Genomic DNA, 14,784 nt, shown 5'->3' with positions numbered 1-14,784 from the left:
CATTATAGCACATAAATAAAAAAAAATAAAAGAGAGCTCTCAGACTCCCTTTTATTTTTTCTCACCCCAGCCGTATTTCTTTGTAAATCTTTCAACACGTCCGCCGGTATCCACAAACTTCTGCTGGCCCGTAAAGAAAGGATGGCATTTTGAACAAATCTCCACATGTATCTCTTTTTTTGTAGACCCGGTAACAAACGTATTTCCACATGCACACTTTACTATGGCATCATGGTAATATGTTGGATGTATACCCTTTTTCATCGTTCTCACCTCGCTCCCATAGACTTGGCCATGGACCTATATCAAATAACACCATATAATTATATTTTATTTTATGCTTTTCGTCAACATGGCTTAAATCTATTTTTTAAATCTATTTTATAAGATAGCGCTCTTAATTCCTTCTATAAATTCATTATTGTCTTTAGTCTTCATGAGCTTATTTATTAGAAGCTCCATAACTTCCGCAGGGGGTGTCGTAGCCATGGCTTTTCTTATCAGCCACATGGCTTCTAGCTCGCGACTAGACAGTAGCAGTTCCTCTCTTCTAGTACCGGATTTGTATATGTCAATAGCCGGGAATATCCTCCTTTCAGATAATCTTCTGTCCAGGTGAAGTTCCATATTACCTGTTCCTTTAAACTCTTCAAATATTACGTCATCCATTCTACTGCCTGTTTCAATAAGAGTGGTAGCAAGTATGGTCAGACTGCCACCTTCCTCAATATTTCGCGCAGCGCCAAAAAATCTCTTAGGCGGATGCAGAGCTGCGGGATCGAGACCACCTGACAATGTTCTCCCTGAAGGCGGTGTTGTAAGATTATATGCCCTTGCAAGCCTCGTTATGCTGTCCAGCAATATCACAACATCCTTTTTCTGTTCCACCATTCTCTTGGCTCGCTCCAATACCATCTCCGCTACTTCTGTATGATGTTCCGGCAATTCATCAAAAGTTGAATATACAACTTCTCCTTTAATAGATCTTTTCATATCAGTAACTTCTTCAGGTCTTTCATCAATGAGCAATACAATAAGATGCACTTCGGGATGATTGATAGAAATGCTATTTGCTATTTTCTTTAAAAGAGTCGTTTTCCCTGCTTTAGGCGGCGCTACAATAAGACCTCTCTGGCCTTTACCTATAGGCGCAATGAGATCCACAAGTCTTGTCGATAAGTCAATTGGCGACGTCTCCAGCTTTAATCTCTTTTTAGGAAATATAGGCGTCAAATCTTCAAACGGAACCCTATTTTTTATAGCCTCGGGTTTATCTCCGTTTACCGATTGCACATATATAACCGCACCGTACTTTTCATTTTCTTTAGGCAATCTTATAATGCCCTTTACCCAATCGCCAACCTTTAAACCAAAGCGACGAATCTGAGACTGCGAAATGTAGATATCCTTATCTCCCTGAACATAATTTTCAGCCCTTAAAAATCCATAACCATCGGGCATTATATCAAGTACACCTTCGCCGATAGCCTCACCTTGACTTTCAATCATACTCAGGATAGATTCATCCTCTAATTGAGTCACAATTCTCTTTATTTCCTTCTTATTTTCCTCATCTATATCTTTTTGATCTATAGCAGAAAGCACTTCTTGTTTTTCCTCGCTGATGCTTTTAACCCTATTCTTTTTTAACTCATCTTCATCTATAATCCTTTCTTTTACTCCAGCGTCCAATTCTTCTTCTATTTCTTTATCCAAAATAGGGATTTTTGAATCTGTGTCTTTTTGTTCTTTTATAATCTTTTCAGGATGTTTTTCTTGTTCTTCATCAACTTTAGGCTGTTCTTCACCTTCCAATTGTTCTTTGCTATTTAAAACTATTTCCTCGTTTTGATTTTTTTCTTGTTCGTTTTGCTCCGCCGGTGATTTTTCAGCCTCTTCATCCTTATTAGTGTCTGCCGAACCTTTTATGCTTTCAAGATGGCTTTTTATGAAATCGATAAGTTCTTTCTTTCTGTACTTTGTAAAACCCTTCAATCCCATGCTTTTTGCGAAATCTCTTAGTTCAAATATACCCATCTCATCTAAATTTGGTATTTGCAAATAAAACACCTCCACTATTTCGTAATTATTATAGCCATATTTTCCAATATATCAACATATCCTTGGTAAAATTTCTCCTGCAGGCATATCTACAATTCGCTCTGTTCCATATACAGTTTCCATTAACACAATACCTTCTCCATCATATACTTCACCTATTATTTTAGAATCTTTACATTGCGGATTTGATTTTAAAATGTTAATAACATCATCTGCAACTTCAGGAGATGAAAATATGACAAGCTTTCCTTCATTAGCCAGCGTCAATATGTCCAACCCAAGTATTTCGCAAGCGTTTACAACTGCATCTTTTACAGGTATTTCACTTTCATAAATCTTCATATTCACATGACTGGCCCTGGCAATTTCATTTAAAGTTGCTGATAACCCACCTCTAGTAGGATCTCTCATAGCGTGTATCTGATTGCTTAGTGGTACTAAATCCTCGACAACCTTATTTAATGGTGCACAATCGCTTTTAACATCTACATCAAGATTCAACCCTTCTCGTTTTGCCATAACTGAAATTCCATGATCTCCTATAGTTCCTGTAATAATAATTTTATCCTTCGGCTTTACGTTATGCGCAGATATCCCGGGTATTTTTACGATACCTATGCCTGACGTGTTGATATATAAGCCATCTGCTTTGCCTTTTTCTACAACCTTAGTATCTCCTGTAACTATTCTAACTCCCGCACCTTTTGCGGTTTCAGCCATTGACATTATTATTTTTTCCAGTTCGCAAAGTTCAAATCCTTCTTCGATTATAAACGCAACAGAAATATATTTCGGGATTGCCCCTCTAGCAGAAAGATCATTTACAGTCCCACATATAGATAATTTGCCTATATCTCCACCTGGGAAAAAGCGAGGTTTAATCACAAATGAATCGGTGGTAAACGCGATTTCACCTGTTATATTCAGAATAGATGCATCTTCTAAACCTTTTAAAATATCATCATCAAAATACTTTAAAAATAATTTTAAAATATCCTGTGAAGCCCTTCCTCCGCCGCCATGTTTTAATTCTATCCTTTCCATCATCACACCTCTCTTATTATAACACAAAATACATCATTTTAAAATTATTTTTATGAAAAATTTAACTAATCTTTTTAAATATATCGCAATTCTATTGACAATAAAATAACGATACAATCAGCTTGAATATAAGGCTACTGCAGCCTGTCCAAGCGAAATGCCTCCATCATTACATGGAATTTTCCTGTGTACATATACACAAAAACCTTCTTGTTCTAATTGGCTCTTAATATTTTCAAGCAAATATCGATTTTGAAAAACTCCACCTGTTAAAACAACGTCATTTAATCCTGATACTTTCCTTACCCTTTTAACTGCATCAACTGTAAACATAACGATCGAATTATGAAATTTTGTTGAAATCGTACTTAAATCTACGCCTGCTTCTCTATCTTTATATGCAGACAATACTATACTTACAGGATTTATGATGCCTTCATCAGATATATCGTATTCATAATAACCATTAACGCTTAAACTTATCAATGATTCCAGCTGACTCGCCGCCTGCCCTTCGTAACTCGTGTAATCTCTCAAGCCTATAACTGTTGCTACAGCGTCAAATAATCTTCCTACACTGGATACCTCCGGAGCATTGATTTTCTTTTCCCACTGAATCTTTAGAAGCTCCATTTCTTTTTTGTCAATGCGTTTTTTAAACAATTCAAAATCGTACCCTGATTCAAACATATAGGATAGCCCTACTTTATAAATTTTTCGTATTGCCGTTGCTCCTCCGATTAAAGGAATATATTTGAGATGATATTGTCTATGATAGCTATGCAAATCCGCTATCATTATCTCCCCGCCCCACAGTTTATCATCATCTCCATAACCCGTGCCATCATACGCTACACCGATGACTTTTTGTGAAATACCGTTATCAACCATGCATGAAGCTATATGAGCATGATGGTGCTGAACAGCTACCTTTTTTAACCCTTCTATTGTCAACGCATACTGGGTTGTTATGTAATCGGGATGCATATCATATGCCACTATATCTGGCTGAACTCTAAAAAGGCTTTTATATCGCTCTATGGTTTCTTTAAAATACTGTATTGTCTTTACATTATCCATATCGCCTATATGCTGGCTTATAAAAAAATAATTATTTTTAGCTACGCATATGGTAACTTTATCGTGAGGTCCCAATGCAAGGACTTCTATACCTTTATGCAACTTTTGAGATTCTACTGGGCTGGTATAAACAATCGGCTGTGGGGCATAACCTCTCGCCCTCCTTATAACCATCTCTTTTCCATCAATCACCATAGATACTGAATCATCTATACGAGCAAATATATCCCTATCATGAAGCAAAAAACCATCGGCAATACCTTTAAGTCTATCCATAGCTTCGCTGTTATCTTTTGCAATGGGTTCCTCAGATAAATTCCCGCTGGTCATTACCAATGGCCTGTCAAAGTCCCGGGCTATGAGATAATGAAGAGGGGTAGGTGGAAGCATTACTCCTATCGTATCAATGTCTGGTGCCACAGATGGTGCAATAAAATGCTCTAATGAAGCTTTCTTCTTCAAAAGCACTATAGGTCTTCTCTGCGATAATAAAACATTTTCTTCCACACCAGATATCACCGCAAATCTTTTTGCCATATCTATATCTGCAACCATAACAGCCAGTGGCTTATCATACCTGTGCTTTTTCTTTCTTAATCGCTTTACGGCTGTTTCATCTGTTGCATCAACAGCCAGGTTAAAACCTCCAACGCCTTTTATCGCTACGATACGTCCTTCATTCAATAAAACAATTGCTCTCTTTAAAGCCTTTTCTCCCTCCAACGTTGCGCTTCCATCATCAACCCAAAACACATGTGGGCCACAAATAGGACAGGCATTAGGTTGTGCATGAAATCTCCTGTCATCTGGATTATCGTACTCCGTTTGACAATCACGGCACATTTTAAATCGCTCCATGGTGGTCATAGGCCTATCGTAAGGAATATCTTTTATTATGGAGTATCGTGGACCACAGTTGGTACAATTTATAAAGGGATACCTATACCTTCTATTGCCAGGATCAAAAAGCTCTTCAAGACATTCATCGCAAATACCCATATCTGGTGAAACAGGTATAAACCCTCCATCATCCGCACTTTGCATTATTTTAAACTCCGTATAATTTTTCTCTTCGCAGTCGTACACTTCTATGTGCTCTACAATGGATAAAGATGGTGGATTATGCTGTATTTCTTTTAAAAGCTTTTCCAGAGAATCCGGGTCGCCCTGAGCGTCTATACATACCCCTGAGGCAGTATTCATTACATAGCCAGCTATACCAAATTTTTTACACAGATTATAGACAAAGGGGCGAAATCCCACCCCTTGAACAATGCCATATACATATATCTTTTTCCTCATATTTGTACCTCTCGCACCCTATAAGCTCTTTCTGAATACCAGATCCCACAACTACCTTCTGATGACACCATACATGGACCTATTGGGTTATCAGGAGTACAAGCCCTAGCAAAAAGCGGACATTCCTGCGGTTCAATTATACCTCTCAAAACATCGCCACAGCGACATCCAGCAGGTTCTTTTGAATCAAATACCTTCACTGGAAATCGCATACCAGCATCAAAGTCCGCGTATTTATCTCTTATTTTAAGCCCCGAATTCTTTATAATACCAATTCCACGCCAATACGAATCACAGGGTTCAAAGACCTCATCTATTGCTCTAAGCGCTTCTACATTTCCTTCTTCTTTTACTACACGGCTATACTGGTTCTGTATCTGTGGTCCCTCTTTGATCTGTTTAAGCAATGCCGCAATGCTAAACAATATATCTTCAGGTTGAAATCCAGATATAACTCCGCCTATACCATAATCTATAGGCAGAAATCTGTACGGTTTTACCCCTATAATGGCGCTCACGTGTCCTGGCAACAAAAAGCCGTCTATTTTTATATCCCCCATATCTAAAAGGGCTCTCAATGACATAGGAACGGTTTTATGCAGAGATAAAACCGAAAAATTCATGATCTTTTCTTTTTTTGCCCTGACTATAGCATCCGCAATAGAGGGAGCCGTTGTTTCAAATCCAACAGCTTCAAAAACCACTTCTTTTGACGGGTTTTCTCTCGCGATCTCAAGGGCGTCATATACCGAGTATACCACCCTTATATCGCATCCTTTAGCTCTCATCTCAGACAACCGCGTATAACTGCCTGGTACCCTTATCATATCACCAAAAGTTGTCAAAATCACATTGGGCAATGTTGAAAAAGCTATAGCCAGGTCTATATCCTGGGATGATGTCACACATACAGGACATCCCGGGCCTGAAATCATCCTTATATTGTCGGGCAACATCTGCCTGATGCCTGCCCTGGCTATAGCCATGGTGTGGGTGCCACAAACTTCCATAAAAACTATAGGAATACCAGGATTTAAGTCTGCAATCTTCTGCCTTATCTTCCTTATAAGTTCTACATCCACCCTTTTCATCATATTCGCCTCATATTTTCCCTTCACGAACCCATAACCTCTCGCCATAAGTTTAATTCTTCCAAAGCCTCTTCTTCATCCACTTTACTTATGGCGTATCCTGCATGAACGATAACATAGTCGCCAACCGCTGCATCTGGTAACATGGCTATGGATATTTTTCTACTGGCTCCCCCAAATTCCACAAGAGCCATAGTGTCTTCAATTTCTATAATTTTTGCTGGAACCCCTAGGCACATGTTTTGCGCCACGAAGTGGCTTCCTCCTTTCTATTGCCATGCTATTATTACATTAATGTTTTATATGTTTTTTAAGCCATTCAATCCAGTCATTTACTCCTTCTCCAGTTTTAACACTGAGAACAAAAAGCCTATAATTTGGATTTAATGATTTTAGGCCCTCTTTAAAATAGTCCATATCAAACTCAATATATGGAAGTAAGTCGGCTTTAGTCAGTACTACAGCACTAGCTTTTGAAAAAATCAATGGATATTTGTATGGCTTATCGTGTCCCTCCGGTACACTTATCACTGCTACTTTGTGATCCTCGCCTATCTCAAACTCTGCAGGACAAACCAAATTGCCGACATTTTCGATAAAAAGAATTCCCTCTTTCAATTCCATCTCGTCAAGGGACATCTTTATCATGTTTGCATCAAGATGGCACGCCCCCCCGGTATTTATCTGTACCGCTTTTGAACCAGTGGCATTTATTTTCTCTGCATCTATAGATGACTCGATATCGCCTTCAATTACCTGTATATTCAATATACCTTTTGTCAACTCTATGGTCTTCAATATTAAGCTGGTTTTACCTGAACCAGGCGAACCTATGATATTTATAGCTGTAACTCCTTTTTCATCAAAAATACGGTGGTTCTCATTGGCAAGCCTATCGTTGGCATCAAGTATGTTTTTTAGAACCTTTATCTCCATCAAAACTCACCTCAATATTTTCAATATAAAGTTCATTACCTCTCTTTGTTATAACGCCCGCATTGCCACATTTTGGACACCTGAAAGAAAAGCCATTTCTATTATAATTGTAACCACACTTATCACAGTGGAATTCCGCCGGCACATATCTAAAAGAGAGTTGTGCACCCTCTGCCAGTGTACCGGCGCTTATGAGCTCAAAATAAAATTGCACGCTCTCACCGACAATACCCGTTAATTCTCCTACGACGATATTTATCTTATCAATAGAGGTTGCCCCTGCCTTTGCAGCCTCCGAAACAGCCATATCTACAAGAGCTTGCGTAACTGATAACTCGTGCATCAGGCCACCTCATTTTTTTTACTGTCAGAAGCTTTTTTTTCGGGTGATTTTACTGATTTTTCTGCATCATCGCTATTCGAACCTTTTGTAGGCCTTGTAGGTGGTGTTCCTTTATAGCCCTTCAAGCTTTTTTTATCTGACGGATCCCTAAACTCTTTTAGCATAGATAGGGCCTTTGTAGGACATACATCGACACATACTCCGCATATTATGCATTCAAAAGGATTTAGTTCCCACGTTGCCGCTTTCCTATCAACCTTTATACACCCCGATGGACATTCTCTGGAACACCTGCCACAGAATATACATTTTTCGATATCTATGTCAATATGACCTCTTTGTTTTTCAAACGGTTCCCTCATTTTAAGCCTTGTAGCAGGCCCTGTAAATAAATTTTTAAATAACCTTATTCCCATCTTTAACACCACAGCTCACCCCCTATCTTTCAGTACAGCTAATGCAAGGATCTATCGTAAGCACCAATACGGGCACATCAGCTAACTGACAGCCAGGCACGATCTTTAAAAGAGCAGCTACATTGGCAAAAGTTGGTGTTCTGACTCTCAATCTTTCTAGATTTTTGCTGCCGTTAGCTTTAATATAATACAGTACCTCGCCCCTGGACTGTTCTACACGCGATATTACTTCTCCATCAGGACTACCCTTTACCTTTACATTTATCTCTCCACCTGGCATTTTTTCAAAAGCCTTTCTTATAAGATCAATGGATTGAAACAGCTCTCTCATCCTTACCATCATTCTGGCATAACTGTCACCGTCTTTTTCTACAACAGGTTCAAAATCAAGGTCTTTATAGGCTGCATAGCCTGTCATCCTTACATCCTGAGCAATACCACTAGCTCTCAGCATAGGTCCTACCAGTCCCAGCTCATAAGCTTCCTCTGCTTTTATAACGCCTACTCCAACCGTTCTCTTTTTTATGGTGTAATCGTCTTTCATTATGTCGTATATCTCTCTTAATTCCCTCTCAACATCATTCAAGCTTTCCAAAGTCCATTTTTGCAGCTCTGCATCGATATCTTTTTTGACACCACCTACTATATTTACAGATATTATTACTCTATTCCCCGATGTCCTATCCAGTATATCCATTATTTTTTCTCTTACTCTCCAGGTCTGCATAAAAAGACTCTCATACCCAAATGCATCTGCCAACAGCCCTAACCACAAAAGATGACTGTGCATACGGTGCAATTCTGCCCATATTACTCTTAAATACTTTGCTCTTTCAGGTATTTCAATGCCCATTAACTGCTCAATACCCTGACAATAAGCCTGTCCATGCATACAACTGCAAATACCACAAATTCGCTCAACCACATAAACCATTTGATCAGTGCTCTTTATATCCACCAGTTTTTCCAAACCTCTGTGAACATAACCTACAGCAGGAAGTGCTTCCACCACTTTCTCGTCTTCTACCACTAGTCTCAGATGTATAGGCTCGGGAAGCACCGGATGCTGTGGCCCAAAGGGAATAATGCTCCTATCACTCATTTTTCCACCACCTTTACTTCATAATGAATCGCTTTTTTTGTTATCTGATTCCTTACTGGATTTATCTGTTTCTCCTTTTTTATCCTCAGCTGTTTCTGCAGACGGCTTTTTTATTACCTGAATATGGGCCTGTGGAGTCAACGGTGAGTCTTCCCCCAGCAAGAATTTTCCACCATAATCTACTACTAATCCATCGAATTCTATTCCAAACATATCTTGCATTTCATTTTCCGACAATATGCTGCAGAAATAAATCGAAGATATGCTGGGAACCCTGGTATTCTTATCCACAATCAGCTTTAGGTTTTCTAATTTCATATCTTTATCAAAATGATAATAAATCTGGAATTTATCACCCATATCTATGCAGGTCGTCGTTACAAACCTATAGCCAGAATCATGGTAATATTTGACTTCATCCAGCAAATTTTCTATAGTAATTTCTTTCGCCTCTACCAAGTCACTTATACCCTCCTTTAAACGACATCTTTTTTCTCTTCTCTAATATTATTCCTTTTCTCAGCAAGCTTATCTATAGCCAATTCAATACCTTTTAAGATTTGTTCAGGCCGCGCCGGACAACCAGGTATATACACATCCACGGGAATGACCTTATCTATTCCTCCCAACACATTATAGCAATCCCTAAAAATACCTCCTGTGCAAGCACATACACCAATGGCTACCACTACTTTAGGATCAGGCATCTGTTCATAAATATTTTTTAACACGTGCTTATTCTGTTGATTTACAGTTCCCGTCACAACCAATATATCAGCTTGCTTTGGATTGCCTACATTCACGATGCCAAACCTCTCCACATCGTATAACGGAGTAAGGCACGCCAGTAGTTCTATATCACAGCCATTGCAACTGCCACAATCATAATGAATAAGCCATGGCGATAACTTCCTGGCTTTATCTAACAATCCCATAATCACACCTCCTTACCTTACAAAATACAGCCATGCTATATTTACTACAGCCAATGCCAGTCCAACAATCCAGGTAAATTGCATCATCCATTTTACAGTCAGCCTTGCCGTAACATTGTCAATAAATATCTCAAATATCACATATATTAAAGCAATAGCAGCTCCTACTAACCAGTTATTAGCAAAAAACAGCATTATTATCCCTAAAAGTAACACAAGATCATACCAATGGGCAGCTTCTATCAATGCCAGATACATACCTGAATAATCGGTCAGCACACCCCTTACTATTTCTTGATGAGCATGTTCTGAAGCCGATATATCAAAAGGTGACTTTCTCATTTTTATACCCAGAACAATACTCATAACCAAAAATATAAGTGGCAACTTAAAAAAAAGCGGTACAGGATAATTTGCTATAGCTCTTATGCTGAAACTTCCAGTAACAAGATACATACTGACGATCACAAGTATTAAAAGGGGTTCGTATGCCATCATTTGCAACAATTCCCGCTGGCTGCCCACCTGACTATATGGTGACTTAACAGATAGTGCACCAACCACCAAAAACACAGCTCCGATAGACATAACAAAGATAATCATCAAGAGGTCCTGCCTCAGTACAAAAAGTAAAAGACTTAAAGCTGACGAAACAAAATATATAAACACACTTAAAGCTTGAAACCCATTAACAAGCTGTCTTTCCTTTCCTATCAATTTTATGAAGTCATAAAAAGGCTGTAATACAGGTGGCCCAAAGCGGCCCTGCAATCTCGCTGTAAGCTTCCTATCTATACCTACGATAAGGCCCCCCACAATAGGCAACACTATTAACGCAAAAATGATTTTAAGTATTATCATAATATCATCACTCCAAATATCATCAAAATTAATATTATAGCTATAGCATTCACCCATTTCACTAATTTACGCTCAGAGACTAAATCCTCAAAATAATAATTTCTAACCACAATCTCCTCTACTGTTTGAAGTTCATTATTTATCTTAGCATACTTATAGTCTTTAATTGTTTCTCCACACATATATGGTGTCGCGCTAACGTTACTCTTTCTAAAAAATATCAAGCCTAAAACCATGGCAACGCCCATCGCTAAAAATACAGGGAACAGGTTAAAAGCACCTATGGACATTGATAGCATACCTTCAGATGCCTTTATACCTATTCTTTTATAATATGATATCACTTCTGGTGCCACCATTACATTAAATACATTAGTGACAAATAAGCTTATAAGGACAGAACCTATAGCTAATAATGTCAGCGGTACACTGATAGATGGAGGCTCAGTTTCCTTTTCTACTTTATCCTGAGATGCTGTACCAGTTAACAGTATACCGATCCACCGGGTATAATACATAACAGTCAAAGCACTACCTATAGCTATAAGTAAAACCAGTAGAGGATTGCTTGAAGCGGTTTCAATGACCAACCACTTGCTGAGCAAGACCCCAAAAGGTGGCAAAAGCATCGTCACCAAACCGATTACCGTCAATACAGTGGTATAGGGCATTTTTGTAAAAAGTCCACGCATATTTTCTATATCCCTACTACCTATATGATGCTCAATTGTTCCCACACATAGGAATAAAAGAGCTTTTGATATAGCATGAAATATAATAAGCAGTATTCCAGCCGCTATTGAAGCAGGTGTATTTATACCTGCAGCTGCTATTATCAGACCTAAGTTTGATATGGTAGAATACGCCAGAATACGCTTTGCATTGGACTGTCCGATAGCAAAAAGCGATGCAACTACAAAAGTAAAGGCACCAAATATGGCTACCATGTCGCTAACCCACGTATCCCTGAAAGCAGGAGCCAGACGCAATATCAAATAAACACCCGCTTTTACCATAGTGCTAGAATGAAGCAATGCAGACACAGGAGTGGGAGCCACCATAGCACCTAAAAGCCAGCTTTGAAAGGGTATCTGGGCTGATTTAGTAAACGCCGCCAAGCACAATAACACAATAGGCTCCAATAATAAGCCTGAAGGCCTCAATGCGACAATCTTCTGGATGTCAAGAGTACCATATTCATAATATGCGATTATAATCGCGGCCACAAAAGCTACTCCACCAAAGCTGTTTAAAAGCAAAGCCCTGATAGCAGAATTTATAGCATCTTTTGTCTTATCATGTCCTATCAGCAAAAACGAGCTCAAAGTAGTTATTTCCCAGAAAAAGTACACCCAAGTAAGGCTATTTGACAATACCAATCCATTCATCGCACCTATAAATAGTATTAATACAAAGAAAAACCTATTTTGCCTCGATGGATATATCTTCTTGTGCTCTTCATCTTCTGCCATATATCTTATAGAAAACACCCATATTAATGTACCTATAATCGATACAATAAGGTTTAATACCATAGAAAGGTTATCTATATACAAGGCATCTTTTACTTCCAAATTTGGTCCAATAATTACTTCAAAAATCAGCATCGGTATAACCTGCGCCAGAGAAAGCATAACAAGATACCATTTTTTTAACGATATAGAAATATACAGGATATATAATCCCAGCAAAAAATCCATAACTTCAATTATCTTATCTAAAGGTACCCCTATTATCGAGCCTGCTGGTATTCTCCCAGGTTTCTCAAACCATATATACACAGAACTCATGATGACCAATCCTGCAGTGACGATAATGAGTATATTCCTCACTTTGACGTTTTTAACAAAATAAATTATCGAGGCAATAGCAAACGGTAACAAAATATTTATAAACAAACCTGCCTGCATAAATTCTTTCACCCACCTTCAATTTTCAAAAAATTTGTGTACTGTATACAATCTTTCTCCAAATAAACTTTCCACATTTATTTTATTCTTATCCTGTAAAAAGTCAATGTTAGTTTATAATTTATCAAACAACCTTTCATAGAAAAAGGATGGCCATTAAAGCCATCCTCTACCTTTTTAATGCCTCAAGCCTTTCCAGAACTTCCAAACATCCTTATCTTTTGAGCTACGACTTTCTTCATAGCCTCCCTTGGAGCCGCCAATATCTTTCTTGGATCATATTGATTGGGATTTTCGTTTAAGTAACTTCTAATCGCTGAATCAAACGCCTGTCTTAAATCGGTATCAATATTTATTTTATTTACACCCAACTTTACGGCTTTAACAATCGACTCCTCAGGGACACCCGATGCGCCGTGCAAAACTATAGGCATTTTTAAAAGAGACTTAATCTTTTGCAATCTGTCAAAGTCGAGTTTGGGTTCTCCTTTGTATACTCCATGAGCAGTTCCTATAGCTATCGCCAGGTAGTCAACACCGGTTTGCTCTACAAATCTCACTGCCTCATCCGGATCCGTCATAGTAGCTTCTCTCTCGTCAACAGTAATATGGTCTTCTGTCCCTCCGATCTTGCCCAATTCTGCTTCTACAGATACTCCCATAGGATGAGCAATATTTACAATATTTTTTGTTATAGCTACATTTTCTTCAAAAGGATATTTAGAACCATCAAACATAATAGAAGTCCATCCATTTCTCAAGCACTGCATCACAACATTAAAGTCAGTACCATGATCTAAATGCAATGCCACTGGAACACTGGCATTTTTCGCAGCCGTAATAACAATAGCAGCGATGTTTTCAATGCCAGCATATTTGATAGCACTCATACTCACCTGTATTATGACAGGTGCTTTTTCTTCCTCTGCGGCTTCGATTATAGCCTGAGTAATTTCCAGATTGCTGGTGTTAAATGCTCCTACAGCATAACCACCCTCATTTGCTTTTTGAAGTATTTCTTTGCCCGAAACCAACATAACAAATCCTCCACTTCACTTAGTCCTTTGATTTTTTCCGGATATGAGCTGCACATATCCTTTATCAACTAATGCAAGAAGGTCTTGAATATTCCTTGCATTGATTGTAATACTATCATAACACCTTTCACATGTCAATAAAATACCATTGCTCATTAGCCTCAATGAAAGATCAGGGTCACCACAACTACATAGGATATTACCTTTATTGGCATATTCATGTATCTTATCTAAAACCTGTATCATTACGTCTTGATTAACAAATTGGCTTTTGAATCCCATTTCTTCAGCCATTATATTTAAATTACTCTCAAGCTTCTCCAGCATCTTAATAACCGACTGTTGAGCACCCACATAAAACATATTTTCCTTAGAATAAGGACATATAACATTTTTCAAAGACAATATTTCATTCAAATGAAACGAATAGGTGTGTACACAGCCGCAACCAAAACATGATGCCTTAAACACATAATTTCTTTTTGCTCTAGCTATAGATATATGGCTATTTTCACATTCGCATTTCAAATCAATTACGCCATTTTTAGAAATCTCAAAAAGATTCACCTTATTAATATTCAGCCTGCCACAGATGTCACATTTGTAACCAATTGTTATGACAGGTTCTAATACGGGCATTTTTTTCCTCCCCAAAATATATTCCTT

16 protein-coding genes are annotated in these 14,784 nt (G+C 38.2%); all 16 read right to left on the bottom strand.

The window, feature by feature from the left end; translation table 11 throughout:
• Positions 1 to 51: 51 nt before the first annotated feature.
• Complete coding sequence (rpmE, locus tag BUB87_RS03755) at positions 52 to 264, bottom strand: 50S ribosomal protein L31 (protein ID WP_026486848.1); 213 nt, start codon at positions 262 to 264, stop codon at positions 52 to 54.
• 117 nt (positions 265 to 381) lie between these two features.
• Positions 382 to 2,061, bottom strand: a complete 1,680-nt coding sequence (gene rho / locus BUB87_RS03750) for a transcription termination factor Rho (protein WP_073341886.1) — start codon at positions 2,059 to 2,061, stop codon at positions 382 to 384.
• Positions 2,062 to 2,112: 51 nt separating this feature from the next.
• Positions 2,113 to 3,105: a hydrogenase expression/formation protein HypE gene (gene hypE, locus BUB87_RS03745; RefSeq protein ID WP_073341885.1), complete on the bottom strand. Its 993-nt coding sequence runs from the start codon at positions 3,103 to 3,105 to the stop codon at positions 2,113 to 2,115.
• A gap of 117 nt (positions 3,106 to 3,222) precedes the next feature.
• Positions 3,223 to 5,487 carry a carbamoyltransferase HypF gene (gene hypF / locus BUB87_RS03740; RefSeq protein WP_073341883.1) on the bottom strand — a complete coding sequence of 755 codons (2,265 nt, stop codon included), beginning with the start codon at positions 5,485 to 5,487 and terminating at the stop codon, positions 3,223 to 3,225.
• On the bottom strand, positions 5,484 to 6,578 hold the full coding sequence (hypD, locus tag BUB87_RS03735; protein WP_407641816.1) for a hydrogenase formation protein HypD: 1,095 nt from the start codon (positions 6,576 to 6,578) through the stop codon (positions 5,484 to 5,486). The genes hypF and hypD overlap by 4 nt, the downstream gene beginning before the upstream one ends.
• A gap of 23 nt (positions 6,579 to 6,601) precedes the next feature.
• On the bottom strand, positions 6,602 to 6,829 hold the full coding sequence (locus tag BUB87_RS03730; RefSeq protein ID WP_234945945.1) for a HypC/HybG/HupF family hydrogenase formation chaperone: 228 nt from the start codon (positions 6,827 to 6,829) through the stop codon (positions 6,602 to 6,604).
• Between the two features lie 40 nt (positions 6,830 to 6,869).
• On the bottom strand, positions 6,870 to 7,514 hold the full coding sequence (hypB, locus tag BUB87_RS03725) for a hydrogenase nickel incorporation protein HypB (RefSeq protein WP_073341882.1): 645 nt from the start codon (positions 7,512 to 7,514) through the stop codon (positions 6,870 to 6,872).
• Positions 7,483 to 7,857 carry a hydrogenase maturation nickel metallochaperone HypA gene (gene hypA, locus BUB87_RS03720; protein ID WP_073341880.1) on the bottom strand — a complete coding sequence of 125 codons (375 nt, stop codon included), beginning with the start codon at positions 7,855 to 7,857 and terminating at the stop codon, positions 7,483 to 7,485. The genes hypB and hypA overlap by 32 nt, the downstream gene beginning before the upstream one ends.
• Positions 7,857 to 8,285, bottom strand: coding sequence for an NADH-quinone oxidoreductase subunit I (locus BUB87_RS03715; RefSeq protein WP_234945944.1), 429 nt, complete (start codon positions 8,283 to 8,285; stop codon positions 7,857 to 7,859). The genes hypA and BUB87_RS03715 overlap by 1 nt, the downstream gene beginning before the upstream one ends.
• Before the next feature lie 10 nt (positions 8,286 to 8,295).
• Positions 8,296 to 9,375, bottom strand: a complete 1,080-nt coding sequence (locus tag BUB87_RS03710) for a hydrogenase large subunit (protein ID WP_073341879.1) — start codon at positions 9,373 to 9,375, stop codon at positions 8,296 to 8,298.
• Positions 9,376 to 9,393: 18 nt separating this feature from the next.
• On the bottom strand, positions 9,394 to 9,834 hold the full coding sequence (locus BUB87_RS03705) for an NADH-quinone oxidoreductase subunit C (protein ID WP_073341877.1): 441 nt from the start codon (positions 9,832 to 9,834) through the stop codon (positions 9,394 to 9,396).
• A 17-nt stretch (positions 9,835 to 9,851) separates the two neighbouring features.
• Complete coding sequence (locus BUB87_RS03700) at positions 9,852 to 10,310, bottom strand: NADH-quinone oxidoreductase subunit B family protein (RefSeq protein ID WP_073341875.1); 459 nt, start codon at positions 10,308 to 10,310, stop codon at positions 9,852 to 9,854.
• Between the two features lie 12 nt (positions 10,311 to 10,322).
• A complete protein-coding gene (locus BUB87_RS03695; RefSeq protein ID WP_073341874.1) occupies positions 10,323 to 11,171 on the bottom strand; it encodes a respiratory chain complex I subunit 1 family protein in 849 nt (282 codons plus the stop codon).
• Complete coding sequence (locus BUB87_RS03690; protein WP_073341872.1) at positions 11,168 to 13,081, bottom strand: NADH-quinone oxidoreductase subunit 5 family protein; 1,914 nt, start codon at positions 13,079 to 13,081, stop codon at positions 11,168 to 11,170. The genes BUB87_RS03695 and BUB87_RS03690 overlap by 4 nt, the downstream gene beginning before the upstream one ends.
• A gap of 185 nt (positions 13,082 to 13,266) precedes the next feature.
• The gene (locus BUB87_RS03685; protein WP_073341871.1) at positions 13,267 to 14,118 is read right to left on the bottom strand and encodes a class II fructose-1,6-bisphosphate aldolase; all 852 of its coding nucleotides are present in this window, start codon (positions 14,116 to 14,118) and stop codon (positions 13,267 to 13,269) included.
• A gap of 15 nt (positions 14,119 to 14,133) precedes the next feature.
• The gene (locus BUB87_RS03680; RefSeq protein ID WP_073341869.1) at positions 14,134 to 14,757 is read right to left on the bottom strand and encodes a hypothetical protein; all 624 of its coding nucleotides are present in this window, start codon (positions 14,755 to 14,757) and stop codon (positions 14,134 to 14,136) included.
• Between the last annotated feature and the right edge of the window lie 27 nt (positions 14,758 to 14,784).

It is taken from the genome of Caldanaerobius fijiensis DSM 17918, from assembly GCF_900129075.1.
Taxonomy (GTDB): domain Bacteria; phylum Bacillota; class Thermoanaerobacteria; order Thermoanaerobacterales; family Caldanaerobiaceae; genus Caldanaerobius; species Caldanaerobius fijiensis.
This window is presented reverse-complemented; position numbering and strand designations above follow the sequence as displayed.

Coding starts and splice junctions, on each gene's coding strand:
- rpmE (WP_026486848.1), bottom strand. CDS start 264: ATGAAAAAGGGTATACATCCAACATATTACCATGATGCCATAGTAAAG.
- hypE (WP_073341885.1), bottom strand. CDS start 3,105: ATGGAAAGGATAGAATTAAAACATGGCGGCGGAGGAAGGGCTTCACAG.
- hypF (WP_073341883.1), bottom strand. CDS start 5,487: ATGAGGAAAAAGATATATGTATATGGCATTGTTCAAGGGGTGGGATTT.
- hypD (WP_407641816.1), bottom strand. CDS start 6,578: ATGAAAAGGGTGGATGTAGAACTTATAAGGAAGATAAGGCAGAAGATT.
- hypB (WP_073341882.1), bottom strand. CDS start 7,514: ATGGAGATAAAGGTTCTAAAAAACATACTTGATGCCAACGATAGGCTT.
- hypA (WP_073341880.1), bottom strand. CDS start 7,857: ATGCACGAGTTATCAGTTACGCAAGCTCTTGTAGATATGGCTGTTTCG.
- BUB87_RS03710 (WP_073341879.1), bottom strand. CDS start 9,375: ATGAGTGATAGGAGCATTATTCCCTTTGGGCCACAGCATCCGGTGCTT.
- BUB87_RS03700 (WP_073341875.1), bottom strand. CDS start 10,310: ATGGGATTGTTAGATAAAGCCAGGAAGTTATCGCCATGGCTTATTCAT.
- BUB87_RS03695 (WP_073341874.1), bottom strand. CDS start 11,171: ATGATAATACTTAAAATCATTTTTGCGTTAATAGTGTTGCCTATTGTG.
- BUB87_RS03690 (WP_073341872.1), bottom strand. CDS start 13,081: ATGCAGGCAGGTTTGTTTATAAATATTTTGTTACCGTTTGCTATTGCC.
- BUB87_RS03685 (WP_073341871.1), bottom strand. CDS start 14,118: ATGTTGGTTTCGGGCAAAGAAATACTTCAAAAAGCAAATGAGGGTGGT.
- BUB87_RS03680 (WP_073341869.1), bottom strand. CDS start 14,757: ATGCCCGTATTAGAACCTGTCATAACAATTGGTTACAAATGTGACATC.